The 23,839-nt window shown below is 69.8% G+C and carries 21 protein-coding genes; 12 read left to right on the top strand and 9 right to left on the bottom strand.

What is annotated here, in order from left to right:
* Positions 1 to 11: 11 nt before the first annotated feature.
* Complete coding sequence (locus ABT352_RS04510) at positions 12 to 1,583, bottom strand: aldehyde dehydrogenase family protein (protein ID WP_350942469.1); 1,572 nt, start codon at positions 1,581 to 1,583, stop codon at positions 12 to 14.
* Positions 1,584 to 1,979: 396 nt separating this feature from the next.
* Between ABT352_RS04510 and modA the strand changes: the two genes are divergently transcribed.
* From modA to ABT352_RS04490, 4 genes are all read left to right on the top strand, one after another.
* Positions 1,980 to 2,771 (top strand): molybdate ABC transporter substrate-binding protein, encoded by a 792-nt coding sequence (gene modA / locus ABT352_RS04505; protein ID WP_350942468.1) that lies wholly within the window; start codon positions 1,980 to 1,982, stop codon positions 2,769 to 2,771.
* A gap of 275 nt (positions 2,772 to 3,046) precedes the next feature.
* Complete coding sequence (locus ABT352_RS04500) at positions 3,047 to 3,517, top strand: hypothetical protein (RefSeq protein ID WP_350942467.1); 471 nt, start codon at positions 3,047 to 3,049, stop codon at positions 3,515 to 3,517.
* Between the two features lie 136 nt (positions 3,518 to 3,653).
* Positions 3,654 to 4,979 carry a PLP-dependent cysteine synthase family protein gene (locus ABT352_RS04495; protein WP_350942466.1) on the top strand — a complete coding sequence of 442 codons (1,326 nt, stop codon included), beginning with the start codon at positions 3,654 to 3,656 and terminating at the stop codon, positions 4,977 to 4,979.
* On the top strand, positions 4,976 to 6,253 hold the full coding sequence (locus ABT352_RS04490) for an MFS transporter (RefSeq protein WP_350942465.1): 1,278 nt from the start codon (positions 4,976 to 4,978) through the stop codon (positions 6,251 to 6,253). The genes ABT352_RS04495 and ABT352_RS04490 overlap by 4 nt, the downstream gene beginning before the upstream one ends.
* A gap of 295 nt (positions 6,254 to 6,548) precedes the next feature.
* On the opposite strand, the gene ABT352_RS04485 is transcribed toward ABT352_RS04490, so the two are convergent.
* The 4 genes from ABT352_RS04485 to ABT352_RS04470 all read right to left on the bottom strand — a co-directional run bounded on the left by ABT352_RS04485 (position 6,549) and on the right by ABT352_RS04470 (position 9,776).
* The gene (locus tag ABT352_RS04485) at positions 6,549 to 6,830 is read right to left on the bottom strand and encodes a metal-sensitive transcriptional regulator (RefSeq protein WP_350942464.1); all 282 of its coding nucleotides are present in this window, start codon (positions 6,828 to 6,830) and stop codon (positions 6,549 to 6,551) included.
* 79 nt (positions 6,831 to 6,909) lie between these two features.
* Positions 6,910 to 7,578 carry an isochorismatase family protein gene (locus ABT352_RS04480; RefSeq protein ID WP_350942463.1) on the bottom strand — a complete coding sequence of 223 codons (669 nt, stop codon included), beginning with the start codon at positions 7,576 to 7,578 and terminating at the stop codon, positions 6,910 to 6,912.
* A 200-nt stretch (positions 7,579 to 7,778) separates the two neighbouring features.
* Positions 7,779 to 8,960 carry an isochorismate synthase DhbC gene (gene dhbC, locus ABT352_RS04475; protein WP_350942462.1) on the bottom strand — a complete coding sequence of 394 codons (1,182 nt, stop codon included), beginning with the start codon at positions 8,958 to 8,960 and terminating at the stop codon, positions 7,779 to 7,781.
* A gap of 51 nt (positions 8,961 to 9,011) precedes the next feature.
* On the bottom strand, positions 9,012 to 9,776 hold the full coding sequence (locus tag ABT352_RS04470; RefSeq protein ID WP_350942460.1) for a 2,3-dihydro-2,3-dihydroxybenzoate dehydrogenase: 765 nt from the start codon (positions 9,774 to 9,776) through the stop codon (positions 9,012 to 9,014).
* A 428-nt stretch (positions 9,777 to 10,204) separates the two neighbouring features.
* Here ABT352_RS04470 and ABT352_RS04465 point away from each other — a divergent pair, with 428 nt between their 5' ends.
* Together ABT352_RS04465 and ABT352_RS04460 are read left to right on the top strand one after the other, a co-directional pair.
* On the top strand, positions 10,205 to 11,074 hold the full coding sequence (locus tag ABT352_RS04465; RefSeq protein ID WP_350942458.1) for a hypothetical protein: 870 nt from the start codon (positions 10,205 to 10,207) through the stop codon (positions 11,072 to 11,074).
* Positions 11,075 to 12,230: 1,156 nt separating this feature from the next.
* Entirely contained in the window at positions 12,231 to 12,983 is a 753-nt protein-coding gene (locus tag ABT352_RS04460; RefSeq protein WP_350942457.1) for a collagen-like domain-containing protein, read from the top strand.
* 177 nt (positions 12,984 to 13,160) lie between these two features.
* Here ABT352_RS04460 and ABT352_RS04455 read toward each other — a convergent pair whose 3' ends face one another.
* Positions 13,161 to 13,565, bottom strand: a complete 405-nt coding sequence (locus ABT352_RS04455; RefSeq protein ID WP_350942455.1) for a hypothetical protein — start codon at positions 13,563 to 13,565, stop codon at positions 13,161 to 13,163.
* 319 nt (positions 13,566 to 13,884) lie between these two features.
* Here ABT352_RS04455 and ABT352_RS04450 point away from each other — a divergent pair, with 319 nt between their 5' ends.
* Complete coding sequence (locus ABT352_RS04450) at positions 13,885 to 14,769, top strand: DUF4429 domain-containing protein (protein ID WP_350942454.1); 885 nt, start codon at positions 13,885 to 13,887, stop codon at positions 14,767 to 14,769.
* Between the two features lie 22 nt (positions 14,770 to 14,791).
* Here the strand turns inward: ABT352_RS04450 and ABT352_RS04445 are convergent, their stop codons facing one another.
* Positions 14,792 to 15,517 (bottom strand): HNH endonuclease family protein, encoded by a 726-nt coding sequence (locus tag ABT352_RS04445; protein ID WP_350942452.1) that lies wholly within the window; start codon positions 15,515 to 15,517, stop codon positions 14,792 to 14,794.
* A 109-nt stretch (positions 15,518 to 15,626) separates the two neighbouring features.
* Positions 15,627 to 16,295: a response regulator gene (locus tag ABT352_RS04440; RefSeq protein WP_350942450.1), complete on the bottom strand. Its 669-nt coding sequence runs from the start codon at positions 16,293 to 16,295 to the stop codon at positions 15,627 to 15,629.
* Between the two features lie 345 nt (positions 16,296 to 16,640).
* Between ABT352_RS04440 and ABT352_RS04435 the strand changes: the two genes are divergently transcribed.
* Together ABT352_RS04435 and ABT352_RS04430 are read left to right on the top strand one after the other, a co-directional pair.
* Positions 16,641 to 17,153, top strand: coding sequence for a hypothetical protein (locus ABT352_RS04435; RefSeq protein ID WP_350942448.1), 513 nt, complete (start codon positions 16,641 to 16,643; stop codon positions 17,151 to 17,153).
* 172 nt (positions 17,154 to 17,325) lie between these two features.
* The gene (locus ABT352_RS04430; RefSeq protein ID WP_350942446.1) at positions 17,326 to 18,549 is read left to right on the top strand and encodes an MFS transporter; all 1,224 of its coding nucleotides are present in this window, start codon (positions 17,326 to 17,328) and stop codon (positions 18,547 to 18,549) included.
* Positions 18,550 to 18,649: 100 nt separating this feature from the next.
* Here the strand turns inward: ABT352_RS04430 and ABT352_RS04425 are convergent, their stop codons facing one another.
* Positions 18,650 to 19,396: an MBL fold metallo-hydrolase gene (locus ABT352_RS04425; protein ID WP_350942445.1), complete on the bottom strand. Its 747-nt coding sequence runs from the start codon at positions 19,394 to 19,396 to the stop codon at positions 18,650 to 18,652.
* Positions 19,397 to 19,574: 178 nt separating this feature from the next.
* Here ABT352_RS04425 and rho point away from each other — a divergent pair, with 178 nt between their 5' ends.
* The 3 genes from rho (at position 19,575) to ABT352_RS04410 (ending at position 23,636) form a co-directional block, all read left to right on the top strand.
* Positions 19,575 to 20,798 carry a transcription termination factor Rho gene (rho, locus tag ABT352_RS04420; RefSeq protein ID WP_350942443.1) on the top strand — a complete coding sequence of 408 codons (1,224 nt, stop codon included), beginning with the start codon at positions 19,575 to 19,577 and terminating at the stop codon, positions 20,796 to 20,798.
* 64 nt (positions 20,799 to 20,862) lie between these two features.
* A complete protein-coding gene (locus tag ABT352_RS04415) occupies positions 20,863 to 21,693 on the top strand; it encodes a putative RNA methyltransferase (protein ID WP_350942441.1) in 831 nt (276 codons plus the stop codon).
* A 176-nt stretch (positions 21,694 to 21,869) separates the two neighbouring features.
* Positions 21,870 to 23,636, top strand: a complete 1,767-nt coding sequence (locus ABT352_RS04410) for a S9 family peptidase (RefSeq protein WP_350942439.1) — start codon at positions 21,870 to 21,872, stop codon at positions 23,634 to 23,636.
* Positions 23,637 to 23,839: the final 203 nt, after the last annotated feature.

Here is a 23,839-nt window from a genome sequence, read left to right as displayed (position 1 = left end):
CATGCTCCTTCTCAGTCCGCCGGGCGGATGACGCTGACACCCTGCAGGCGGGTGGTGCGCAGCATGGGGTGGCTCGCCTCTCCGAAGGCACCGCCGGTGAGACCGGGCCCGCCCTGGTTGGGCAGGAAGGGCAGGAAGCCACTGTGCGAATCATTGATCTTCAGGTTGCCGCCGTTGACGACCCCCTCCAGGAACCGCTCGATCGTCGAGGTCCCGGTCGACCAGACGGAGTTACGCAGGCCGTACGCGTTGGTGTTCACGAAGGCCAGCACCTCCTCCAGGAGAGCCTCGTCATCCGTCCCGGCGTCGGGGACGATGATCGGCAGAAGCGGGAAGAAGGTCTCGTCGCGGACCACCGAGAGCGATCTGGCGTTGCCGAGCCCGTCGACACGGACGATGCTCGGCTCGACGAAGAACCCCGTCTCGGACGGTGATCCGTCCACTTCGAGGCGGCGGCCACCGTGGACGAGCTTCGCACCTTTGGAAAGGGCCTCCCCCAGGCAGCCGAAGAACCAGTCGACCCCCAGAACCGGGGTGAGCACCACACCGGCCTCGTCCGGGTATCCCGGCTGGATCCTCCGGGTGGCCACGACCAGCCGCTCGATGATCTCGTCCGCGATCGCCGGATGGACGACCACCTGGTTGGGCACGTTGCAGATCTGTCCGGAGTTCATGAAGAACTGGGTGAGGGTCTCCACCGTGGCGTCCAGGTCGGCGTCGTGCCACACCACGCAGCAGTCGTTGCCCGCGAGCTCCAGGATCGGCTTCTTGCCCGCGGCGATGCACTCGCCCTCGAACTCGAGCCCCTTCTTGCTGCCCCCGAAATAGAGGATGTCGTCGACGTGCTCGCTCGCCATCCAGGCGTCGAGCATGGGCGGCCCGCAGAGGGCGTTGATCGTTCCCGGCGGGGCTCCCGCCTCTTCGAGCACCGGCGCCACGATCTCCCGCATCGCGTACATGCAGCTGAGAGCGACCCCCCGCGGTGCGCGTACCACCACGGTGTTGCCCGCGATGAGGGAGGTGAGGCCGTTCAGCGCGTTGACCGCCGCGGCGTTCTGGGGTGGGTTGATGCAGACGACCCCGTCCGGAACGCGACGCAGGATCATCTCACGGTCGCCGTCCCAACGGCGGAACTCCATCTGCTCGGCGCACCATTCGAGGGTCTCCCGGCTCCAGCTGGTGTACGGGAGCCCGCCGATCATGCCTTGGGCCGCGGAGCGCGGCGTGCCCTCGGCGACGAGGATCTCGACGAGGGGGTCGAGGTGCTCAAGAATTCTTTTCGCGATGCGGCGTCCGATCTCGATTCGCTCGCCGAGCGGAACGCGCCTCCATTGCGGCGCGGCGGCGGCGGCCGATTCCAGGGCGAGGGTCGTCATGCTCTCGTCGGCGACGACGCACGCCCCCACGACACGTTCCCCCGCGGTGTGCGAATCGGTGATTCCCAGATCGAGATCACGCTTGAGCCCCAGGGTGGGGAAGGTGTCCTCGATAAGGGCCCGAGCGGCGAGCGTGTGAACAAGCTGGGCGTTCTCGCCGGTGACATCTCGGCCGCAGATGTAAGCGGGATATATCCCAAATTTCACATTTCCTCCTTCGCTCGATATGACCACGGCTGATATTCACGCTATGTGCGGCAATACCAGTGGAGCAATGGGCGTGCCATAAGGGCTTCTTATGAAGCCCAAGAGCCATTTCTTATGGAGTTCGGGCCGACCGGAGGCCGGACCGCTGTGCACCGAGCAGGGCGTCGCCCCCCAAGGGGGAACGCAGGGCCCCTCCACTCGCCACCCCGCCGATCCGTCCGCCCCGTCCGTCCGGTGCCGCTCCGATGACCTGGACGGCCCTCGCACATGCGATGGAGAAGGGGTCAATAGCGCATGACTGCCAGGTGATTTAGCCATTGGAGCAGGAATATGCGAAGGTAGTGTGGTTGTTCACGATGTCTCGACTCAGCACGGTGAGCCGGTAAGGAGCCCCCGTTGTTCAGGCGTCTTCCCCGGTGGGCCGTCGCGGCCCCCCTCGCCCTCACGCTGGCCTCCGTCCTGTCCGGCTGCGGCTCCGACACCCCGGCCCCCACCACGGCCTCCTCCGGCGACGGGACCACGACGTTGACGGTGCTCGCCGCCGCGTCGCTGACCGGCACGTTCACCGAGCTGGGCAAGACCTTCGAGGCCGCGAACCCGGGCACCACGGTGCGCTTCAGCTTCGGCTCCAGCGCCACCCTGGCCCAGCAGATCGTCGCGGGCGCCCCTGCCGACGTCTTCGCCGCCGCCAGCCCGGCCACGATGAAGACCGTCACCGACGCCTCCCTGGCCACGACCCCGACCACCTTCGCGCGCAACGTCCTCCAGATCGCCGTCCCGGCCGACAACCCGGCCAAGGTCGACGATCTGGCCGACCTGGCCGACCCGAAGGTCAAGGTCGCCCTCTGCGCCGAACAGGTGCCCTGCGGCGCCGCCGCGGTCAAGGCCCTGGACGCGGCCGGCCTCAAGGTCACCCCCGTCACCCTGGAGCAGGACGTCAAGGCCACCCTCACCAAGGTCGAACTCGGCGAGGTCGACGCCGCCCTCGTCTACAGGACCGACGTCATCGCCTCCGGCGGCAAGGTCCAGGGCATCGACTTCCCCGAGGCCGAAAAAGCGATCAACGACTACCCGATCGCGGCCCTGTCCGGCGCACCCGCCCCCGAGGCGGCGAAGCGCTTCGTCGACCTCGTACTGTCACAGCAGGGCAAGGACGCACTGACCAAGGCCGGTTTCCAAGCCCCCTGACCGCTGCCACGACACCCTCCGTGACGCGACGTCCCCGCGCCCATCCGTACACGAAACCATGCGCGGGACGCGCGTCCAGCGCCTCGCCCGCACCGTCGAGGACCTCCACCTCGATCCCGGCCATCGCGAGGCCGGCCGAAGCGGATCCACCGAGATACCCCACATCGGCATCACCGGCCCCTCTGCCCTCATAACTACCCATCTAGCACCCTTTAGCGACATAAAGTAACCCCCCGGAGTCATGCGACCGCAGACGGTAATGTACGTTTGTGGTCATGATCGTGTCGATGCGGCGAGTCGCGCAGCGCGGAGGCGTCACCCTCGCGCTGGGACTGGCCGCGCTCGGCGCCGTCATATTGATGCATCTGGCACTGTGCGTCGTGGCCCCCGCGCACCGGGGGCACTTCCACGCCCCCGGCCATCGGTCACCGGCCACCGCGACCACGACCACGACCACCGCCGCCGCCGGCCCCATCACCGCGATCGGCGCGGAGGTGCCCGCGGATCACGTACCGTGCCCGGCGCCACCACCCGCCGAGGAGGATCACCACCTGTGCGGGGCGGCGGCCGGAGCGCAGATCACCGGTACGCGCGCCCCGGTGCCGACCGGCCCGGTCATCGGTGACCCGGTGGCCGTCGACGAGGCCCCGGCACCCCCGCCGTCGCCCGCGTGGCGCCGCGCGCGACCGGTCCGCCCGCCCCCGGGCGCGGTGTTACTCCTTCTCAAATCCGTTTCCCGTATATAGCCCGCCCCGCGGGCCCGCCGGTCAACGACTCCGCACTCCTCACGAGGCTCCTCGCGAGTTCCTCATGAGCGGTGGAGCCGTCGCTCAAGCGTGCCCAGAAGCGAGTTGATCACATCGCATCCAGGGGAAACGGATCATGACATACACACTTAATTCACCACAGGTAGCGGCCGAACGGCCGCAGATCGACACCGCCTCACTCGGCCGGCTGATCACCGGAGCCACCTGCCACACTCCCGAGCACGTGGTCGGCAACACCCCCGTGCTCTGGGTTCCCGAGATCGCCTCGGGGCTGGGGCACGGATTCTGGGCGAAGTTGGAGGGCGGCAATCCCGGTGGGATCAAGGACCGCTCCGCGCTCTACATCGTCGAGCGGGCGCGCGAGCGCGGCCTGCTGCGACCGGGAGCACCCATCGTGGAGTCCACCAGCGGGACCTTCGGGCTGGGCCTGGCGCTGGCCGGCATCGTGCACGGCCACCCGGTGACGCTGGTGACCGACCCGGGCATGGAACCGCTGATGCACCGGTTGCTGTCGGCCTACGGGGCCCGCGTCGTCGTCGTCACCGAACCGCATCCGGTGGGCGGCTGGCAGCAGGCCCGTCGACAGCGCGTGCGGGAACTGCTCGGCGAGCACCCGGACGCCTACTGCCCCGACCAGTACACCAACCCCGACAACGTCGCCGCCTACGCGGGACTCGCCGTCGAACTGGCCGGTCAGCTCGGGCGGATCGACGTCCTGGTGTGCAGTGTGGGCACCGGTGGTCACAGCGCCGGCGTTCATCGCGCGCTCCGGCGCTTCTATCCCGACCTGCGGCTCGTCGGCGTCGACACGATCGGCTCGACCATCTTCGGCCAGCCCGCGCGCTCGCGGCTCATGCGCGGCCTGGGCAGCAGCATCCACCCGCGCAACGTGGCGTACCAGGCCTTCGGGGAGGTCCACTGGGTCGCGCCCGCGGAGGCGGTCTGGGCCTGCCGACGCCTGGCCGCGCTGCGGTACGCCACCGGCGGCTGGAGCGTCGGCGCGGTGGCCCTGGTGGCGTCCTGGCTCGCCCGCACGCTGCCCGGATACACCCGGATAGCGGCGATCTTCCCCGACGGTCCGCACCGCTACTTCGACACGGTCTTCAACGACGACTACTGCGCGGAACGCGGCCTGCTCGGCGCACCCCCGACGACGGACCCCGACGAGATCGCCCATCCGGCCGAACGCGAGGTGACGCGCTGGACGCGATGCGCGACCGTACCCGACCCGGCCGGCTTCCCGAGAGACGGCGACGCCTTCCGGAAAGACGGCGACGTCTCCCTGGAAAAGGACGTGTCCCTGGAAAAGGGGGTCGCCTTCCCCGAAGACGGTGCCGGCTTCCCGGAAGACGGCGTCGTGGAAACGTCGCCGGCCGCCGCGGAAGACGGCGCCCGCGCCGAAACCGCCGGGGAGACGACCGGGAAAGGTGGCCTCCGGTGAGCGGCACCGTCGCTCTGGCCCGCTCCTTCGACCGGCCGGTGAGACTGCTACTGATCAACCAGCTCACCATCAACACCGGCTTCTACATGCTGATGCCCTATCTGGCCGGTCACCTGTCGGGAACGCTGGCGCTGCCGGCCGCACTGGTCGGCCTGGTCCTGGGCATCCGCAACCTCAGCCAGCAGGGCATGTTCCTGGTGGGCGGCACCCTCGCCGACAGGCTCGGCCACAAGCCCATGATCGTCGCGGGCTGCGGGCTGCGCACGGTCGCGTTCCTGCTGCTCGCCGTGGCCGACTCCCTGCCCGCGCTGGTGGTCGCCTCGGCCCTGACCGGGTTCGCCGGCGCGCTGTTCAACCCGGCCGTACGGGCCTACCTCGCCCGCGAGGCCGGAGCGCGCAAGGTCGAGGCGTTCGCCGTGTTCAACGCCTTCTCCCAGGTCGGCATCCTGATCGGACCGCTCGTCGGCCTGCTGCTCAACGCGGTGGCCTTCAGGCTCGTCTGCCTGGTCGCGGGCGTGATGTTCGCGGTCCTGACGGTCGCACAGACGCGAGCCCTGCCCGCGGGAGCCGCTCCGGAGGGCGAGGAGGGGCGAGGCGTGCTGCCGGCCTGGCGCGAGGTGGTCGGTGACCGGCCGTTCCTGCTGTTCTCCCTGGCCATGATCGGCTCCTACGTGCTGAACTTCCAGATCTACCTGGGGCTGCCGCTGGAGATCCGCCGGGCCACGGGCGGTGAGCTGGGAATCACCCTCGTGTTCGCCGTCTCGGCGGTGATGACCCTGGCGGGCCAGGCCCGTCTCACCGCGTGGGCGACCCGGCGGTGGCGACCGCCGCAGGCCATCGCGTGGGGCCTGGTCCTGATGGGACTCGCCTTCGTCCCCCTCGCCCTGGCGGCACCCTGGGCGGGCACCGCCGTCGTGCCGCCCGGCGGAACCGCCCTGATGCTCGCGCTCGTCCCCGTCCTGGGGACCACGGTGCTGCTCAGCCTGGCCACCATGATCATCTATCCGTTCGAGATGGCGACCGTCGCCACCTTCGGAGGCCGGCACATGGTGGGGACGTACTACGGGCTCTACAGCACCCTGGCCGGCGTCGGCATCGCCGTGGGCAACCTGCTCACCGGGTCGGCCCTGGATCTGGGCACGCGGGTCGGCCTGCCGAGCCTGCCGTGGCTGGTCCTGGCACTGATCGGCCTCGGCTGCGCCACGGCCGTCGCCGTTCTGGATCGATCGGGGCGCCTGGCGACCCCGCCGAGGGCCGCTCCGGCGACGGCGTGAGGCGGCAAAGGCCGGTCCGGCCCTGACGATCTGCGGGGGCGGGGGCGGAGCATCTCACCGAGACTCCGCGCTTGCCCGTCCCCGCCGGTCGTCCGGGGTCGGCGTTCGGTCGCGGCGGACAGCGTCACGGCCAGGAGGGATCGTCCGGCACACGCGTCCGGCCTGTTCGGCCTTCCACCCACCGGCGCCGCCCATCACCACGCGCTCAGGAACGGCGCCGTCCGTCGCGGCTCGCTCAGGAACGGTGCCGCCCATCAGGGCATGCTCAAGAACGGCGCCGCCCATCACGACTCGCTCAGGAACGGACGAGGCGGGCGATCGCGTCGGACGCCTCCCTCACCTTCTCCTCGGCCTCGGCTCCGCCCTTGGCGGTGGCCTCGGCCACGCAGTGCGCCAGGTGCTCCTCCAGCAGGGACAGCGCGAAGGACTGCAGCGCCCGGTTGGCCGCCGACACCTGGGTGAGGATGTCGATGCAGTACTTGTCCTCCTCGACCATCCGCTGCAGGCCCCGCACCTGCCCCTCGATCCGACGTAGCCGCCGCACATGGTCCTGCTTGTTGGCGGTGTATCCGTACATCTCGCCCCCTCCGCTCGGCTTCCCCTGCGAAAGGATACCCCCCGCTAGTATTCAAGGCAGCCTCGCCGACCGTGCCCGCCTACATGCCGCCGACCGTCTCGGCGGGCGGCGGCACCGGCTCCCACCCGCCCACCAGCCCACGGGTGGCGATCGTGACCGCGCAGCGTTGCGCGGCGTACGTGAGGGCCATGGCGTGATGTTCCGGAGAGAAGTCGGCGACGGCATCGGCGACGAGGAACGGCTGAAGGTCCTGCATGAAGGCGTCGCAGGCGGTCATGAGGCAGCCGATGTGCGCGTAGACACCGCAGACGATGATCTGGTCGCGTCCCATCGCGTCCATCCGGGTCCGCAGGTCGGTCCGGTGGAAGGCGCTGTAGCGCCACTTGGTGAGCAGGATGTCGGACTCCGCGGGAAGGAGGCTCGCGACGATCTCGCTCTCGCGAGGACCGGGGATGCCCGCCCCCCAGAAGTCCTGGAGCAGGCCGCGCTCGTTCCTGCTCTGACCGCCGGGCTGCACCGAGTAGACGACGGGAACCCCCAGCTCCGCGCAGGCGTCGCGCAGGAGACCGATGTTGGCGATGAGCCCGGTCAGCGGAGAGGCGTCGGCGGCGAAGGGGGCGAGGAAGTAGTTCTGCATGTCGTGGACCAGCAGGATGGCGCGGCGCGGATCAGGACGCCAGCTCACCCGGTTCTCGGGCAGGTCGTTCTCCCTCGGCAGCGGGTAGGAGGCGATCTGGGGGAGGGCCACGGGCACTGTCTCCTTTCCTCGGTTTTCGTGGGGTTTCCTGCGGCTTCTCGGCAGTTTTTTCTGCGGCTCCTCTGCGGTGCCGGAACCTTCTCGCGGTGGCGGACCGCCTCCCGCGACGGTGAACCTCCTCCGTGACGGCGAGTCGTCTCCCCGTGGCGGACCATCGCCCGTGACGGCGGATCGTTTCCCGTGCCGGCGGGTCAGCGGTCCTGGTCCAGGCCGACGGCGCGGAGCATGGTCTGGAACTTGGCGGTCGTCTCGGCGAGCTCGGTCTCCGGTACCGACCCCGCGACGATCCCCGCGCCCGCGAACAGCCTCAGGGTCTGGTCGGCGACCTCGGCGCAGCGGATGGTCACGACCCATTCGCCGTCGCCCGTCACGTCCCCCCACCCGACCAGGCCGGTGTACAGACCGCGGTCGAACGACTCGATCTCCTCGATCGCCTCACGCGCGGCGCTCGCGGGCGTGCCGCAGACGGCGGGGGTGGGGTGCAGCACGGTGGCCAGTTCCAGCGAGGTGACCGTCGGGTCGTCCAGCACGCCGGTGATCCGGGTCGACAGGTGCCACATGGAGGCGGTGGACAGCGGCGAGGGCCCGGCGGGGACGGACAACTTCCTGCAGTACGGGCGCAGTGCCTCCACGATGCTCTCGATCACCAGGGCGTGCTCGCGAAGGTCCTTGTCCGAGGCGAGCAGAGCGCGGGCCCGTTCGCGGTCGACGACGGGGTCGGGGTGGCGGGGCGCGGACCCCGCGAGCGGGTTCGTCGTGATCCTGCGGCCCGAGCGGGAGACGAGGAGTTCGGGACTGGCTCCCAGGAGGGTACGGGCCGTGTCGTCGCTCGACGGCAGGTCGACCGCGTAACCGTAGGCCTGTGGGTCGCGCCGGACGAGGTTGCGCAGGATGCGGCCGACGTCGACGGGCGCGCCCATGGTGATGTCCAGGGTCCGGGCCAGCACGATTTTCTGGAGCTCTCCGGCGGTCAGCTTGACCAGCGCCTTCTCCACACCGCGCATGTAGTCGTCGGAATCGGAGACCGGACCGACCCCGGTGAACGTTCCCGTGACCTGCTCGGGGGCGGCGGAGAGGCCGGTCGGCGGACTCGTCCAGCAGACGGTGGCGGGCACCAGCAGGCGCGCGGGACGGTCGTCGCGGAAGGGAACCGCGCCCACCACCACGGGATTGGGGTGACCGGAATCCCGTGCGTCGCGCAGGGCCGAGGCGACGCGCCCCTGCAGGCTCGTCGTCCCGGAGTCGGGGACCTCCTGAACCACCCCTCTGGCGAGCAGGGTCCTGGTCGGCGAGGTGAAGAAGAAGGTGCCGGGCTCGTAATCTCCCAGAAGGTCGGGCGTTCGAGACATGGTGCTGGTGTCGTTCGACGACATGGCTAAGAGGTCTCCTGTCGGGAGAAATCCAGGAACGGGGGGTGTGCCGTACTACGACCGGAGCGTGGCGCCCCCGTCGACGTACAGGTCCTGCATGGTGATGTGCCTGGCACGGTCGGAGGCCAGGAAGAGGACGGCGTCCGCGATGTCGGCGGGATCGGCCAGCCTGCCGAGGGGGATGCCCACCCGGAAACTGGCCGGCGAGCCGTCGATGACCGTCCTGGCGTCGTGGCCGCCGGCCCACAGGGCACGCTGCATGGGAGTGTCGGTGGAGCCGGGCGACACCACGTTGCAGCGAATGCCGTACTGCGCCAGCTCCAGGCCGAGGCACTTGGTGAACTGCGCGGCCGCGGCCTTGGAGGCGGCGTAGGCCGACATGTTGGTCCGGGGCACGCCCGCGGCGTTGGACCCCACGGTGACGATCGCCCCGGATCTGCGGGGGATCATCCGGCGGGCGACCGCGCGGGACAGGTGGAAGACTCCGCCGGTGTTGACGGCGAACGTGCGAGCCCAGTCGTCGTCGCTGATGGCGACGGCGGGTCCCGAGCAGAGCACCCCCGCGACGTTGACGAGCAGCTCGATCGGGCCGAGATCGGCCTCGACCCGCGCGACCACGTCGTCGACGGCGGCGCTGTCGGTGACCTGGCAGGGGTAGGCGACCGCGACGCCGAGGTCGGCGGCGACCCGCGCGACCCGCTCGGCGTTCACGTCGAGCGCGGCGACACGTGTGCCCGTCGCCGTCAGGGCTCGCACCACGGCCTCGCCGATGCCCTGTGCCGCACCGGTGACCACGGCCACCGCGCCTTCCATCACCATGCCTTCACCGTCTCTCGCCATCTCTCGCCGTGTCTCGTCGTTCGCTCGCGCTCCCGTCGCCCTCGCCACGGTCCGCCTGTGTCGGTAGGCAGGCTAGCTCCATCACTTTAGGTCGCGCAGCAAAAACTTATAGTTACTTTTCACAGATCAGGAGGACATCCCGGAGGTTAGTGGGACCACTCCGGACTGCGGGACACTGCGAGCAAGGGAACCCCGGGCGGGCGATTCGTCCCCCTATGACGGTTTTTCGAGGAGAGCCGGTCTCCACTGCTCCCGCCCAGGTGAAGGGCGGATCCGACGCGTTTACAGATAGTCAACGTCGCGTCAATCGCCATGACCTAACATCATTCTTCGTGACAAGCCAGGATATTTCAGAGCGACAGGCATATATCCCCCCTGCGCCTCCCGCCGAAACCTCCGCAGAGCCCGTGGAACCCACGGAGGAGGAGGGCAGCGGCGTGCTGGCGATGATCGAGCGCATCGGCTCGATCATCGTCCCGATCGGCGTCGCGTTCTACGCCGTCCTATACCTCGGCGTCGAGCAGATGTACGGCGTGTTCGGCATCAGCCCGCAGCAGGCGGGAATCGACCAGTCCGTCCTGCTCGGCCGGTTGATGGGGACGCTGATCCTGCTCCTGCTCTTCATCGCGCCGCTCCTCGGCCTCGTCGTCGGGGTGGGCTGGCTCGCCGACAAGGTGACCCTCGGCGCGGTCGGAAAGGTCATGACGGCCGTACGGCGCCGCCCCTGGGTGGCCGCCCTGCTCGCCGCGCTGTGGTGTGGCGCGACCTACTGGGGTCTGCTGAACCTCGTGGGCGACCTCGACATCGCCGTCATGGTCGTCGTCGCGGTGGGGCTGGGCGTGCTGACGTTCCTGGTGCCGTTCCGGCTGCTGCGCCGCAAGCCCGTCGGCCGCGCCGGCATGAAGGTGCTCACCGGCGCCCTCACGGGCATCGGCCTGGGATTCCTGCTGATCCTGCAGATGACCAGGGGCGCAATCGAGATGCAGGAGACGGGACGGGCGAACGACCTGCTCCCCTACGTCGGCTTCCAGGACCAGTGGGCCGTCATCAAGAACGCCGACGACAACAAGCCCCTCTACGACGGCCGGTGGATGATGCTGCTCGGCGAGAGCCAGGGCACCTACGTCTTCTACGACTGCGACAAGCTGGAGACCTTCCGGCGCCCGATCGACGGCACGCTCCTCGGCAACCTCCAGCTGCAGCCGGAGCGAGAGGCGGGCTACAAGTGCGGCACGCTCGCCGAGCAGGGAGAGGCGCAGGCGAGCGAGGGTCAGTAGACACGACCGGCGGACACGACCCGGGAGGGCGTCCACCGGTTCACCCACGACACCTGTCGGCGGCGGGATCCGGCACTTCCGGTCCCACCGCCGGGGACGGCACGACGCACGTCACTGATTTTGGCCCGAATAATCATCTCAAAAATCATTACGGGCAACAAAAATGCCTCGACTCGGATATACGAATCGAGAGAGCACCATCTGCCGCGACCGTACGACGGGGAATCCAGCAACCTGGACATATCCCCGCCATTGACGAATCCGTTTAAACCTTCTTAACGAGGGTCGCGCTTTGCCATGTCGATCATCGGGTAACTCCTGCTTGCCGCCATCGTCGCGGTTCAAGCAATCCGATCTCCTGAAATCACAAAAGACATGGAATGCGATGACTTTTAGCGGTAGAAGACGGGCTCAAAACATTAATTCCAGCCAACACGCTCGAAACCGGTCCGTCGCGACAACAGCAATCGGCGCCATTCTGGCACTTTCCTGCCAGGCACCGGCCGGCGCCGTGACCGACACCACGGGAGTCGTTCTCCTCAGCACGCGAGCCGCGGGTAGCGAGACCGTCCCGGTCGGGAGGACGATCGGCGCGCCCGGGGGCGCGAGCTTCTCCCTGATCGGAACCCTCGGGCGGGAAGACTGCAAGTGCCGTGGACAGAACTGCGTGTGTGACCGCGATCGTCCCGGCAAGAATCGGGGCAGCGGAAAGGGCAGGAGCGGCCGGGACCGCGGAAAGAAATCTTCGAGTCTCGAACTGCCGTCGGAATCGGCGATCCCGGCGAATCCCGCTAAAGAAAATCCCGCCAAAACGGATCTTCCAGATGTTCCACGCGATCCGCTCGGCCTACCCGGTCCGGCCAAACCCGCGGGGCCCGCGAAACCAGCGGAACCTGCCAAATCAGCGGGACCCGCGAAACCGGCGGGATCCACGGACACGGCAGGCCTGGCGAATCCGGCAGGGCCCGCGATTCTGGTCGGCCCCGCAGGCCCGGCCGGCCCGGCAGGCCCCAAGGGAGTTCCCGGTCCCGCAGGACCGACAGGAGCGACGGGTCCGAAGGGCGACACCGGTGCCCCCGGCCTTCCTGGGGCACCGGGCCCGGCGGGCGCGATGGGACCCGCGGGCGCGACGGGTGCCACCGGTCCCGTGGGACCGATGGGACCCGCGGGACCGATCGGCCCCCAGGGCCCGGACGGGCTCACCGGCCCGATCGGCCCGGAAGGACCCGAGGGTCCGGCAGGTCCCCAGGGACTCGCGGGACCGGTAGGGCCGATCGGCCCGGAAGGGCCGGTGGGGCCGATCGGCCCTGAAGGACCCGCGGGGCCGATCGGCCCCGAAGGACCGGTCGGCCTCGTCGGGCCGATGGGCCCGGAAGGTCCGGTCGGCGCCCCCGGGCCCGCGGGTGCGGACGGCGCTCCGGGACCCGTCGGTCCGGCCGGCGAACCCGGCGCCACCGGACCGGTGGGACCGACCGGCGCCACCGGAGCCGCGGGCGAGCCTGGAGCACCTGGCCCGGAGGGACCCGCGGGACCGATCGGCCCCGGGGCACCGACCTCCGCCGTCTCGGTGTCGTACCTGCTTTTCGAACCGATCACCGCGTCGGTCAGGAACGACAGGACGGCACAACTCCGCGATCCGCGCACGACTCCGCTCTGGCACGATCTTTCGAAGATCCCCGGTCATCCCACCGACGTGGTGGACGTCGCGACGACGATCCTCCATGACGGCGCCCTTCCGTACCTTCACCTCACGGTCCAGAGTTCGTCCGGTCAGGTCGCCCGGACGAAGTGTCTTCTCGGGCGGCCGGTTCCCCGGACGGGAGGCTTCTTCGCTCCGGGAACACCTCATGGACCTCCCGCCTACCCCGCGAACTGCGCCAAGTTCACCGACGAGACACCGCCGCTCTGAACCTCGCCGAGTTCCGAGCCTGACAAATGAAAAAATGTCGTCAAAAGAGAATGCCGCACCCGGCACCGGCCGGGCGCGGCATTCTCCATGTCGAATCCCTCGAACGATGTCGAATCCCTCGAACGCGCACGGCCTCCCGCGCCCCACGATCACCCGGCCCTCGGGCCGTGCGGCGCGTCAGTTTCGGGCGAGGACCAGACGCGAGGGGTCTTCTCCCGGCAACGGGACGCGGAGGCGACGCCTGGCGGCGACCATCCGGCATCCGGCGACGCACGCGTTCGTGCCCAGCGCGACGATCGTGAACAGGCCGAGGCGGAGCAGGTCCTGCCTGCCGAAGCTGAGCTCCCCGGCACCGTTGACCAGGAATCCGGTGCCGAAGAACCACGCCATGACGGCCGTCGCCAGCGCGACCCCGGCCCGGACCCCGCGGGCGGCGTAGGCGCACACGGCGATCGCCATGATCAGTACGCGGCCGGCGGTCTCCGCCGGAGCGAGGAGCAGCGAGGCGGTCGCGGCCGTGGCGACGACGGTGACGAACCCCCCGGCGAGCGAGAACCCCACCGGTTCGATCCCGGACTTCACACCTACCCCCTTCGTATAGCGGACATTTGTTGCTGAACAGGCATTTACCGAGGGGTGGACTCCGCCCCTCCATGAAATCCCGGGAAATGCCCGAACGCCAATGTCAGTATCTTTTCTTCACCCTTTCCCGACGTTCCTTTACGCCGTTCTCGGCCCCGGCGGGCGCCCGCCGGAAGCCTCTTCGCGGCGACAAGGCGCACCCGGGTGGAGAGTCCGAAGACGACCGGAGCTCTCGTGCCGGGACGACGGAGAACCGGTCCGGGATGACTCAACCCACTCGATCGCGAGCCCCCCGTGACCTTTGCCATACGATCGCCGTATGGCGGAGGTCATGGTGCGCGACGGAACCTGGACGTTCGACGGCGAGATCCTGCGGATCGTGCCCGGCCACGACCGGAGTGTGAAGAAACTGCGACAGCTGCTGGGAGAGGTGCGGGTGCCGCTGGAGGCGGTGGCCGGCATCGCGTACGAAACCGGCAAGAAGGGCGGCAGGCTGCGACTGCGCCTGCGGGAGGGCGCCGACCCGTTCAGTCAGGCGACGCGCGGGCGGATCGCCGACAACGCCGACCCCTACCAGCTGGTCGTCGACGCCAACCGCACCGGCGCCGCCGAGTATTTCGTCACCGAGGTACGCAACGCACTGGTGATCGAGCAGGTGCCGGACGGCCCCTCGGAGCGCTACCTCATGCCCGGCCCCGAACTCCCCGTGGTGGTCCCGGCCGGCGACGGCACGGCCACGTTCGACGGCGAGTCGATCCGTCTCGAATGGAACTGGGCCGCGGAGGGGGTCAAGAAGTCGGCGGGTTCCCAGCGGTTCGCGCTGAAGGACCTGAACGGCGTGGAGTGGTTCCCGGCCACGGGCATGGAGAACGGCTGCCTGCGTTTCCATGTGAAGGGCACGGCACCCCACAATTTCGCTCCCAAGCATGACCCGAACTGCCTGCTCCTGTGGGGATTCGACAAGGAGATCCGCACCACGGCCCTGCTCGTCGCCGCCGTTCTCGCCAGGCTGCCGCACCCCTCGGGCGCCCACCCGCCTCCCGCCGAACCCCTCTCGATCGAGGCCGCCACGGCACCCGCCGCCGACGACGACCCGGACTCGCTCCTGCGCCGCCTACGCGAGCTCGGCGACCTGCACAGGGACGGCATCCTCACCGACGAGGAGTTCACCACCGCCAAGCAGGCCCTGATCCGCCGCTTCTGACCTCGGGGCGGTCGAGCGGAGGTCACCTGCACCGGGCGAGCATGACCTTCTTGTCCGCGCGGGTGACCGGCAGGTCGTATTTCACGGCAACCTGGGCGAAGCGGACGACGTAGGCGCAGCGGACCCCGCGTACGGGAGGGAGCCAGGACGCCGGTCCCGAGCCGCCCTTCGCCTCGTTGGCGGCGCCGTACACCGGGATGAGGTTGAGCGGGTCGTTGGCGATGCGCTTGCGCTTGGACATCGGCCAGCGGGAGGCTCCCATCCGCCACCCGTAGGAGAGCGGGACCACGTGGTCGACCTGGATCTCGTCGGAGCGCTTCTTGGTCCAGCGGACGATCCGGCCGGTGTAGGGGTCGCGCAGCCTCATGGAGACGACCACGCAGTCGGATCCTCGGCGGTAGCGCACGTCCTCGCCGTCACGGGCCAGCAGGTCGTCGCGGGTACGGCAGCCGTTGCGCGCGTACGGCACCCCTTTGGCGGTGTCGGCCCAGTTCTCGCCGAACCTGGCCCTGCTGTAGCCGGCCTTGGAGCCCATCGGCCTGACCTTGAGTCTGCCGATCAGCCTGACGGCGGCTCCCCGATCCCCTGCCGATCTGACGGGCGCCAGGCCGGGACGCACGCCGTCCGGATTGTCCAGTGGCGCGACCCGGGCGGGCGCGGCCCTCGCACGCGTGTCCTCGCCCTGCGTCGACAGTGAGAAGAGCACCGCGGCGCCGAGCATCACGGTGACCACCCCCCGCGTGCTCAACCATGCCTCCAGAAAGGGTCTACGGACTCACGCCTGACCGATTCCCGGTCATCTCATGGTTGACACGGGGGTGTCCGCTGGTTGAGACCGGCTCCGGCGAAGGGGCAGGTCAGGGCTGGAAGCGGTAACCCATGCCCGGTTCGGTGAGCAGGTGGACCGGGTGGGCGGGGTCGCGCTCCAGTTTCTTGCGCATCTGGGCCATGTACTGGCGAAGGTAGTGGGTCTCCTTGCCGTAGGCGGCGCCCCAGACGTCGTTCAGCAGACGGCGCTGGGTGATCAGCTTGCCGGGGTTACGGGCCAGGATCTCCAGCAGGCGCCACTCGGTGGGGGTCAGCCGTACGCCGCCGGAGACGGTCTTGCCCGCCAGGTCCACCTCGTGCTCGCCGATCACGAACCGGGCCGGTTCCTCCTCGGTGGCGGAGACCCGGCGCGCCACCGCGCGGATCCTGGCGAGCAGTTCGTCGACGCCGAACGGCTTGATGACGTAGTCGTCCGCGCCCGCGTCCAGGGCCTCCACCTTGTCACGGCTCTCGGCCCTGCCGGACAGCACGATGATCGGGACATTCGTCCAGCCGCGCAGCCCGTGGATGACGTCCACCCCGTCCATGTCGGGCAGGCCGAGATCGAGCACGACCAGGTCGGGGTGCCAGTCGGCGGCCTGGCGCAGGGCGGCGGCGCCGTCGTCGGCCACGGCCACCTCGTACCGGCGCGCGGCCAGGTTGATGCGCAGCGCCCGCAGGAGCTGGGGCTCGTCGTCGACGACGAGGATGCGCGTCACGGGGTCCTCCTCGGTCGAGACCAGGCTACGGTGGCGGCTCCCCGGCCGATCAGGTGCCCCGGTGAACGGAACCGCTACGTGCCGCTGGGCCGGGGAGCGGTCGAGCACCGTGAAGTCCGGCCAGGAGCGGCCCGGTGGGTACGCGGCGAAAAGCCGCGTTCTGCGCTATTAATGGTGATATCGAGGCAAATGTCGATATCGGTGGCACCTTCAGGAAGCCTGTCCGTCATATTCTCCGACGCCCATCGGGATCCGATGAATAATCCCGCTCGTCGAGGGCAGCAAGGGCTACCACAACAGCCCAAGTCTGAGGTGAGGTCACACATGATAGCGCTGGGACTTCTCTTGATCGTAGTCGCGGGTGCGGCCGTGATCGCGGTCTCCTGGGACGAGACCACGACATCGACCGCCACCGCTTCGTTCACGGTCTTCGACCGCCTGTTCCAGCTGTCCCAGCTGGAGCTCTTCTTCGCGGGTGTCGCCACGGGAGCGGTTTTCCTGCTCGGCCTGGGGATGCTGTTCGCGGGTATGCGACGCTCGGCCGCGCACCGCCGCAGGCTCCGTGCCTCGCGGATCGAGGCGCGTGACCGGGTCACCCGCCTGGAGGAGGAGAAGCGGGAGCTGGAGCGCAAGCTCGAAGAGGCTCCCAAGACTCCGGCGACCGCCGCGACCGCCACGACCCCGGTGGCCGCCTCCGCCGCTCCCGCGACCGCCACGCCCCCCGTGGTCGACCGCGACCGCGACGGCGTCGACGACCGTGTCGAGGACACCGCACCCCACCCCCGGGTCGACGTGCCCCGTCAGGCCTCCACCGACCAGCTCGTGGCCGGTCGTCACGGGCGCTCGGACCACCGCTAAGCGCCACGCCTTCCCCCAGCCGGTGCGACCCTCGGGTCACACCGGCTGAGGCATGCCCGGACCCCCTTCGCCGCCCTCCGGAGCGCGGGGCGACCGGTCGGGGGAAGGCGGATCCCGGCTCTTCACGACCCCGCCCGTATTGATAAAACCCCCAAAAAGTAATATTCGCCCCATGACACCACGGTCTAGGGCGATTTTCTTCTGGGCCACCGGTGTACTCGCCTACATCGTCGCCGTCTTCCACCGGCAGTCGCTGGGTGTGGCGGGCATCGAGGCGGCGGCGAGGCTCGACGTCGGCGCGGCGGGACTCTCGATCCTGGCCATGTGCCAGTTGCTGGTCTACGCGGGCATGCAGGTGCCCGTGGGAGTGCTCGTCGATCGGCTCGGTTCCAAGCGGATGCTGATCGTGGGGGCCCTGGTGATGGCCGGCGGCGAGCTCGTCTTCGCCCTCGCGGAAGGACTGCTACCGGGGATCGCCGGGCGGACGCTGATCGGGTGCGGGGACGCGATGACGTTCATCAGCGTGATCAGGCTGGTCCGCCTCTCCTTCCCCGCCCACCGCAACCCGCTGATGGTCCAGCTCACCGGCCTGCTCGGCCAGCTGGGCGCGATCGCCTCCGCGGTGCCCCTCATCCACTCCCTGCACACCTACGGCTGGACGCCGACCTTCCTGATCGCCGCCGTCGTGGGCGTGGTCTCGGCGTTCCTGCTGATCACGGTCCTGCGTGACACCCTCCCCCAGGTCGTGGGGGAGCCACCGAGCCTGAAGGCGGCCTGGGCGGAACCGGGCACCCGGCTGGGCATGTGGACCCATGCGGCCACCCAGTGCTCGGCCGCGGCCTTCCTGCTGCTGTGGGGATATCCGTTCCTGGTCCAGGGGCAGGGGCTCACCCCCTCGACGGCGGGGGTGCTGCTCACCACGCTGACCCTGTGCGGCATGGTGTGCGGGCCGCTGCTCGGCTATCTCGCCGGACGGTTCCCCTTCCACCGCTCCCGGATGGTGTTCGTCGTGATCGGCACCACCGCGGGGACGTGGACCGTCGTACTGCTCTGGCCGGGACGGGCACCACTCTGGCTGCTGGTCGTGCTCATGGCGGTGCTGGCGGCCAACGGGCCGGGGTCGATGATCGGCTTCGACTACGCCAGGACCTTCAACCCGGCCACCCGGATCGGCGCGGCCACCGGCATCGTGAACGGCGGCGGTTTCGTCGCGTCCATACTGGTGATCGCCCTGATCGGGGTCACCCTCGACCTCAGGGGCGACAACGGCCTGGACGCCTTCCGCTGGGCCCTCGCCACGCAGTACCCGATCTGGGCACTGGGCGCCTTCCAGGTCATCCGCTACCGGCGCAAGGCACGCCGCAACCTGCTCGCGGCTCCCCGGACGAACCCCTGACCACCTGCCGGGTACGGCGAAGATCGCTCCTCTCGTGCTCGTCCTCCCCCGGCGCCTCCGGTGCGGACCGACCTTCCGAAGGGCCGGGGAAGGGCTGGGTTCAGGCGATCCTGGTGAAGGGCTCGGCGAAGTGGGCGGTGCCGATCATCCCGCCCGCCGCCCTGACCTTGTCGAGCAGCTCCACCCGCGTGAGGGTGGCGAGCTCGGGATCGGCGTCGTAGAGGTAGGGCACTCGCGGGTCCTCCAGTTGCACCGGATGCAGCACCACATCGCCGGTCAGCACCAGATCGCCGACCTGGACGACCTGGTGGCCCGGGGTGTGCCCCGGCGTGAGCAGCACCCGGATGCCGGGCAGCACCTCCGCCCCGCCGGCCACCGCCTGTACCCGATCGCCCAGCGGCCGCACGACGCGGTCGAGGACCTCCTCGCCCGCCGCGTCGATCTCGGCGCGCTGCAGAAGGTGCCGGGCGTTGGCGAAGACCGGCGCCCCCGCGACCACCGCGCCGCTCGCGTGGTCGCTGTGCAGGTGCGTGATGACCACGGCGTCCACCTCCTCGGGAGCCGTCCCCACCCGGGCCAGCTCCGCCCCCAGGGAGCCCGGCACCGGTGCCCAGCTCGCCGCGAGCGAGTCACGGGGGCCGATGCCGGTGTCGACCAGCACCGTACGGCCCGCCGCGTCGCGCAGCAGATAGCAGTGGAAGTGCAGGATCCACTCGTCCGACCCGCCGTGACAGCCGCCGGGGAACATCTGCGCCATCGGGCGCCGGATCGACTCGCCCATCGCCCCCACCGCGTCACACAGCGGGAACACCTCGACCCCGGCGACCGTTATAGACCGATGTAGCATCCGCTCTCCTGTTCGGGATGAGGCAACGGTGCTACCGTGATACCGGGCGTGACGCACCGCTGGCTAGGCCGCGTGCGATGATCCGCCCCCGTTTCTCGCTTTTCTCTCTCACCGCCCCTGTCTCAGGTGTGCGGTCCCCGTCTCATGCATCTCCCGTATCTCCCGTGAAAGGTCACTCATGACCACGGAACCCGTCTTCAAAGAACCACGCGTCGAGAAGATCACCACCAGGAAGGTCCCGCGTCCCCGTGCGGGCGGCGCGGGGAAAACCCCCCGCGGAAACGACACGACCGCGGGCGGCCGGTCCCCCGGGCGCGACGCTCCCGTCGAGACCGTGACCGGCCTGCTCGACATCCGCGACCGTACCGGGCACATCCGGACCCGCGGCTACCTGCCGTCACCGCACGACGTCCGCGTTCCCCCCTCCCAGATCTCCGAGTACGGCCTGCGCCCCGGCGACCACGTCGTGGCCACCGCACGTGCCCCGTACGAGAGGCTGGAGGGGGTGGAGAGCGTGAACGGCACCGCCGCCCGGCGGCACAGGCCCGACTTCGCGGACATGACCCCGATCCACCCGCGTGACCGGCTCCGCCTGGAGACCGGATCGCTGACCGGCAGGGTCGTCGACCTGTTCGCCCCGGTCGGCAAGGGCCAGCGAGGGCTGATCGTCGCCCCGCCCAAGGCGGGCAAGACGATGGTCCTGCGGGACCTGGCCGCCGCGATCACCGCCAACCACCCGGACTGCCACCTCATCGTCGTGCTCGTCGGCGAACGCCCCGAGGAGGTCACCGAGATGCGCGAGTCCATCCAGGGCGAGGTCGCCGCGTCCACGTTCGACCGTCCCGACCGCGACCACACCGCCGTCGCCGAACTCGCCGTCGAGCGCGCCAAGCGCCTCGCGGAGGACGGGCACGACGTCGTCCTCCTCCTCGACTCCCTCACCCGGCTCGCCCGCGCGTACAACAACCTCGCCCCCGGCGGCGGGCGCACCCTCGCCGGAGGCATCGACGCCACGGCCCTGCTCCCCCCTCGCCGCTTCTTCGGCGCCGCACGCAACCTGCGCGACGGCGGTTCGCTCACCATCCTCGCGACCGCGCTGGTCGAGACCGGCTCACGGATGGACGACAGCCTCTTCGAGGAGTTCAAGGGCACCGGCAACATGGAACTGCGCCTCAGCCGCGCCCTCGCCGACAAGCGTCTCTATCCCGCCGTCGACCTCGACGCCTCGGGCACCCGTCGTGAGGAGATCCTCCTCGACCCCCGGGAGCGGCGGCTCACCTGGCGGCTGCGCCGCACGCTGGGCGGCCTGGAGAGGCAGCAGGCGCTGGAGCTTCTCACCGACAGGCTCAGCGAGACCCCGTCCAACGCCGCTTTTCTCCAGCAGATCCAGCAGACCACCTGAGCCGGTGCGACCTCCCGCTCATCATGACAATTCCCCCCTCGGCGGGGCGCGAGATGATGGGGAGATGCTGGACGATGTCGTCGAACACCTCGCCTGCCCGGTCTGCCGCGGTTCCCTGGAGCTCGAAGAGCGGGTGCTGAGGTGCGCCCTGGGGCACGGCTTCGACGTGGCCAGGCAGGGATACGTCAGCCTGCTGACCGGGTCGCGGGTGCCGGGAACGGCCGACAGCGCGGCCATGGTGGCGGCCAGGGACGCGTTCCTCGGCGCCGGGCACTACGCCCCGCTGGCGGAGGCGGTGGCCGGCGCCTGCCGTACCGGCGCGAAGGTGGTGGCGGACGCCGGGGCCGGGACGGGGCACTATCTCGCGCGGGCGCTCGACGGACTGCCCGGGGCCGCGGGGGTGGCACTGGACGTCTCCAAGCACGCGATCAGGCGGGCGGCGCGGGCACATGCCCGGGTGGGGGCGGTGGTGGCCGATGTGTGGCGGCCACTGCCGTTGCGAGATGGCACGATAGATGTGCTTCTCAATGTGTTTGCCCCTAGAAATGGGGCAGAGTTCGCACGAGTGCTCAAGGGGGAGGGTGAGCTCGTAGTGGTCACGCCTACCCCGCGGCACCTCGCGCCACTGGTGGAGCGGCTGGGGCTCCTTTCGGTGGACGATTCGAAGGAGCGACGGGTGACGGAAAGCCTGAACGAGCACTTCGTCGAGACGGATCGAAGCCTTCTCGCGTTCGAGATGCGCCTGGGGCACGACGCGGTCGAGGCGGTCGTGGGAATGGGGCCCAGCGCCTGGCATACGGATACGGAAGTTATGCGAGGCAGGATCGGAGGGCTTCCGGAAATGAGCCCCGTGGAGGCTTCTTTTCGTATGTCTACCTTTAAGCGTCGCCGGTGAGCAAGCCGTGTGCTTGACAGTCACCTTCGAGACACCTGTTACTGATGTGACTTTTAGTCCGAAATTCCCAGACATTCCCCAAGAAATTAGCCGGTGAAGACGACATACTGGACCGCAATTCAGCGAGCCCGCGCCCGGGCGCGTGAAGCTGACGCCTTGACGGAGGGAAGCCCCACATGAAGGCGGAGGAGCGCTGGCAGGCCAGGTTCCGCGCGCCGCGCGCGACGTTGCCCGTGTGGGCCGGTCAGGCTCCCAGCCGGTCCGTCTACCGCAGCAACGCCTCGGGGGCGTGGGAGGTCTACGCCTGGGACCGCGCGGGCGGCTCCACCCGCCAGGCGACCTCCCGGCCCAAGGGCACCTCGTACGGCGCGATCGATCCCACCGGGCAGTGGATCTGGTGGTTCGACGACACCGACGGCGACGAGTGGGGCCGGTGGATGCGCCAGCCCTTCTACGGCGGCCCCGACCAGCCGATAGACCTCGACCCCGGCTTCCCCGCCGGGCTCGGGCTCTCCGCGACGGGCGAGGCGGTCATCGGCATGGCCAGGCCCGGACAGGGCTTCACCATCCATCTCGTCCAGCCGGGCGAGCCCGCACGGACGATCTACGAGCACACCGAGGCGGCCGCCGTCGCCGCGGTCTCCCCGGACGGCTCGCTGATCGCGATCAGCCACAGCGAGCGCGGCGACGCCCGGCACCCCGGATTGCGCGTGCTCCGGCGCAACGGCGCGCTCGTCGGCGACCTGTACGACGGCCCCGGCAAGGGACTCATCGGCCTGCGCTTCGCCCCCGTGTCCGGAGACCGCCGCCTGCTCGTCCTGCACGAGCGCAGGGGCCGCCGCGAGCCCCTCGTCTGGGACCCGCAGACCGGCGAGCAGCGGGAGATCTGGCTGCGCGACCCGGGCGAGATCACCGCCGACTGGTACGACGACGGCCGCTCGCTGCTCGTCGTGCGAGGCAACCGGGGCCGCACCTACCTGACCCGCTACGACCTTCCCGGCGGCGGTTTCTTCCCGATCGAGACCCAGCACGGCGTGATCGACGCCGCCGCGCCCCGCCCCGACGGCTCCGTCGAGTACTCCTGGTCCAGCGGCGCCCACCCGCCGTTGATCCGATCGACCAGCGGCCACGTGGTCATGAACCACGGCGGCCCCACCTCACCCCCGTCGGTCCCGGTCGAGGACGTGGACGTGGAAGGACCCGGCGGCCGCATCCACTCCCTGGTCTCGCGTCCCGAGCGCGGCTCCGGCCCCTTCCCCACGGTCTTCATGCTGCACGGCGGGCCCACCGCGCAGGACGACGACTCCTTCGTGCCCCAGGTGGCCGCCTGGGTGGATCACGGCTTCGCGGTCGTACGGGTCAACTACCGAGGGTCCACCGGCTACGGTTCCGCCTGGCGCAACGCCCTCCACGGCGACGTCGGGCACATCGAGCTGGCCGACGTGGCCGCCGTCAGGGACGCCCTGGTCGACCGCGGCGTCTGCGATCCCGACCGGCTGGTGCTGTCCGGCGCCTCCTGGGGCGGCTACCTCACGCTGCTCGGCCTGGGCACCCAGCCCAAGATGTGGGCGGCGGGCATCGCCACGGTGCCGATCGCCGACCACGTCGCCGCCTACGAGGAGGAGACGGAGGCGCTGCGCTCCTACCACCGCGCGCTGATCGGCGGCTCACCCGAGGAACAGCGCGAGCGGTACGTGCACAGCTCACCGATCACCTACGTCGACCAGGTCGAGGCGCCGCTCCTCATCCTCGCCGGGGAGAACGACCCGCGCTGCCCGATCAGGCAGATCGAGGCGTACGTGGCCCGGCTCGCCGAGCGCGACCACGAGCACAGGGTGTACCGCTACGACGCGGGCCACGGCTCCCTGGTCGTCTCCGAGCGCATCGCGCAGATGTCGGCACAGCTGGAGTTCGCCAGAAAACACGTGAAAACCAATATTTAGCGCACACTCCGCTGTCGGAGGGCGACGGTTTCACCTCATGAAGGGGTGACGGCCCTCCGTCAAAGGGGTGACGGTCTCCCCGTGAGGTGACGGTCTCCCCGTGAAAAGGTGACGCCCTTCCCCCGAAGGGGTGACGGCCTCCCGTGAGGTGACGACGGTGAAGGGGTGACGGTCTCCCGTGAGGTGAGGACGGCCCTGCCCGG

This window comes from Streptosporangium sp. NPDC000563, assembly GCF_040299985.1.
Classification (GTDB): Bacteria; Actinomycetota; Actinomycetes; order Streptosporangiales; family Streptosporangiaceae; genus Streptosporangium.
The sequence above is the reverse complement of the archived record's forward strand: the minus strand, read 5'-3'. Positions and strand labels throughout refer to the sequence as shown.

What these genes read in the sequence shown, in the direction of transcription:
- ABT352_RS04500 (WP_350942467.1), top strand. Translation starts at nt 3,047, where the DNA reads ATGATCGTGTCGATGCGGCGAGTCGCGCAGCGCGGAGGCGTCACCCTC.
- ABT352_RS04495 (WP_350942466.1), top strand. Translation starts at nt 3,654, where the DNA reads ATGACATACACACTTAATTCACCACAGGTAGCGGCCGAACGGCCGCAG.
- ABT352_RS04485 (WP_350942464.1), bottom strand. Translation starts at nt 6,830, where the DNA reads ATGTACGGATACACCGCCAACAAGCAGGACCATGTGCGGCGGCTACGT.
- dhbC (WP_350942462.1), bottom strand. Translation starts at nt 8,960, where the DNA reads ATGTCGTCGAACGACACCAGCACCATGTCTCGAACGCCCGACCTTCTG.
- ABT352_RS04470 (WP_350942460.1), bottom strand. Translation starts at nt 9,776, where the DNA reads ATGGTGATGGAAGGCGCGGTGGCCGTGGTCACCGGTGCGGCACAGGGC.
- ABT352_RS04460 (WP_350942457.1), top strand. Translation starts at nt 12,231, where the DNA reads ATGGGACCCGCGGGACCGATCGGCCCCCAGGGCCCGGACGGGCTCACC.
- ABT352_RS04450 (WP_350942454.1), top strand. Translation starts at nt 13,885, where the DNA reads ATGGCGGAGGTCATGGTGCGCGACGGAACCTGGACGTTCGACGGCGAG.
- ABT352_RS04430 (WP_350942446.1), top strand. Translation starts at nt 17,326, where the DNA reads ATGACACCACGGTCTAGGGCGATTTTCTTCTGGGCCACCGGTGTACTC.
- ABT352_RS04425 (WP_350942445.1), bottom strand. Translation starts at nt 19,396, where the DNA reads ATGCTACATCGGTCTATAACGGTCGCCGGGGTCGAGGTGTTCCCGCTG.
- rho (WP_350942443.1), top strand. Translation starts at nt 19,575, where the DNA reads ATGACCACGGAACCCGTCTTCAAAGAACCACGCGTCGAGAAGATCACC.
- ABT352_RS04415 (WP_350942441.1), top strand. Translation starts at nt 20,863, where the DNA reads ATGCTGGACGATGTCGTCGAACACCTCGCCTGCCCGGTCTGCCGCGGT.
- ABT352_RS04410 (WP_350942439.1), top strand. Translation starts at nt 21,870, where the DNA reads ATGAAGGCGGAGGAGCGCTGGCAGGCCAGGTTCCGCGCGCCGCGCGCG.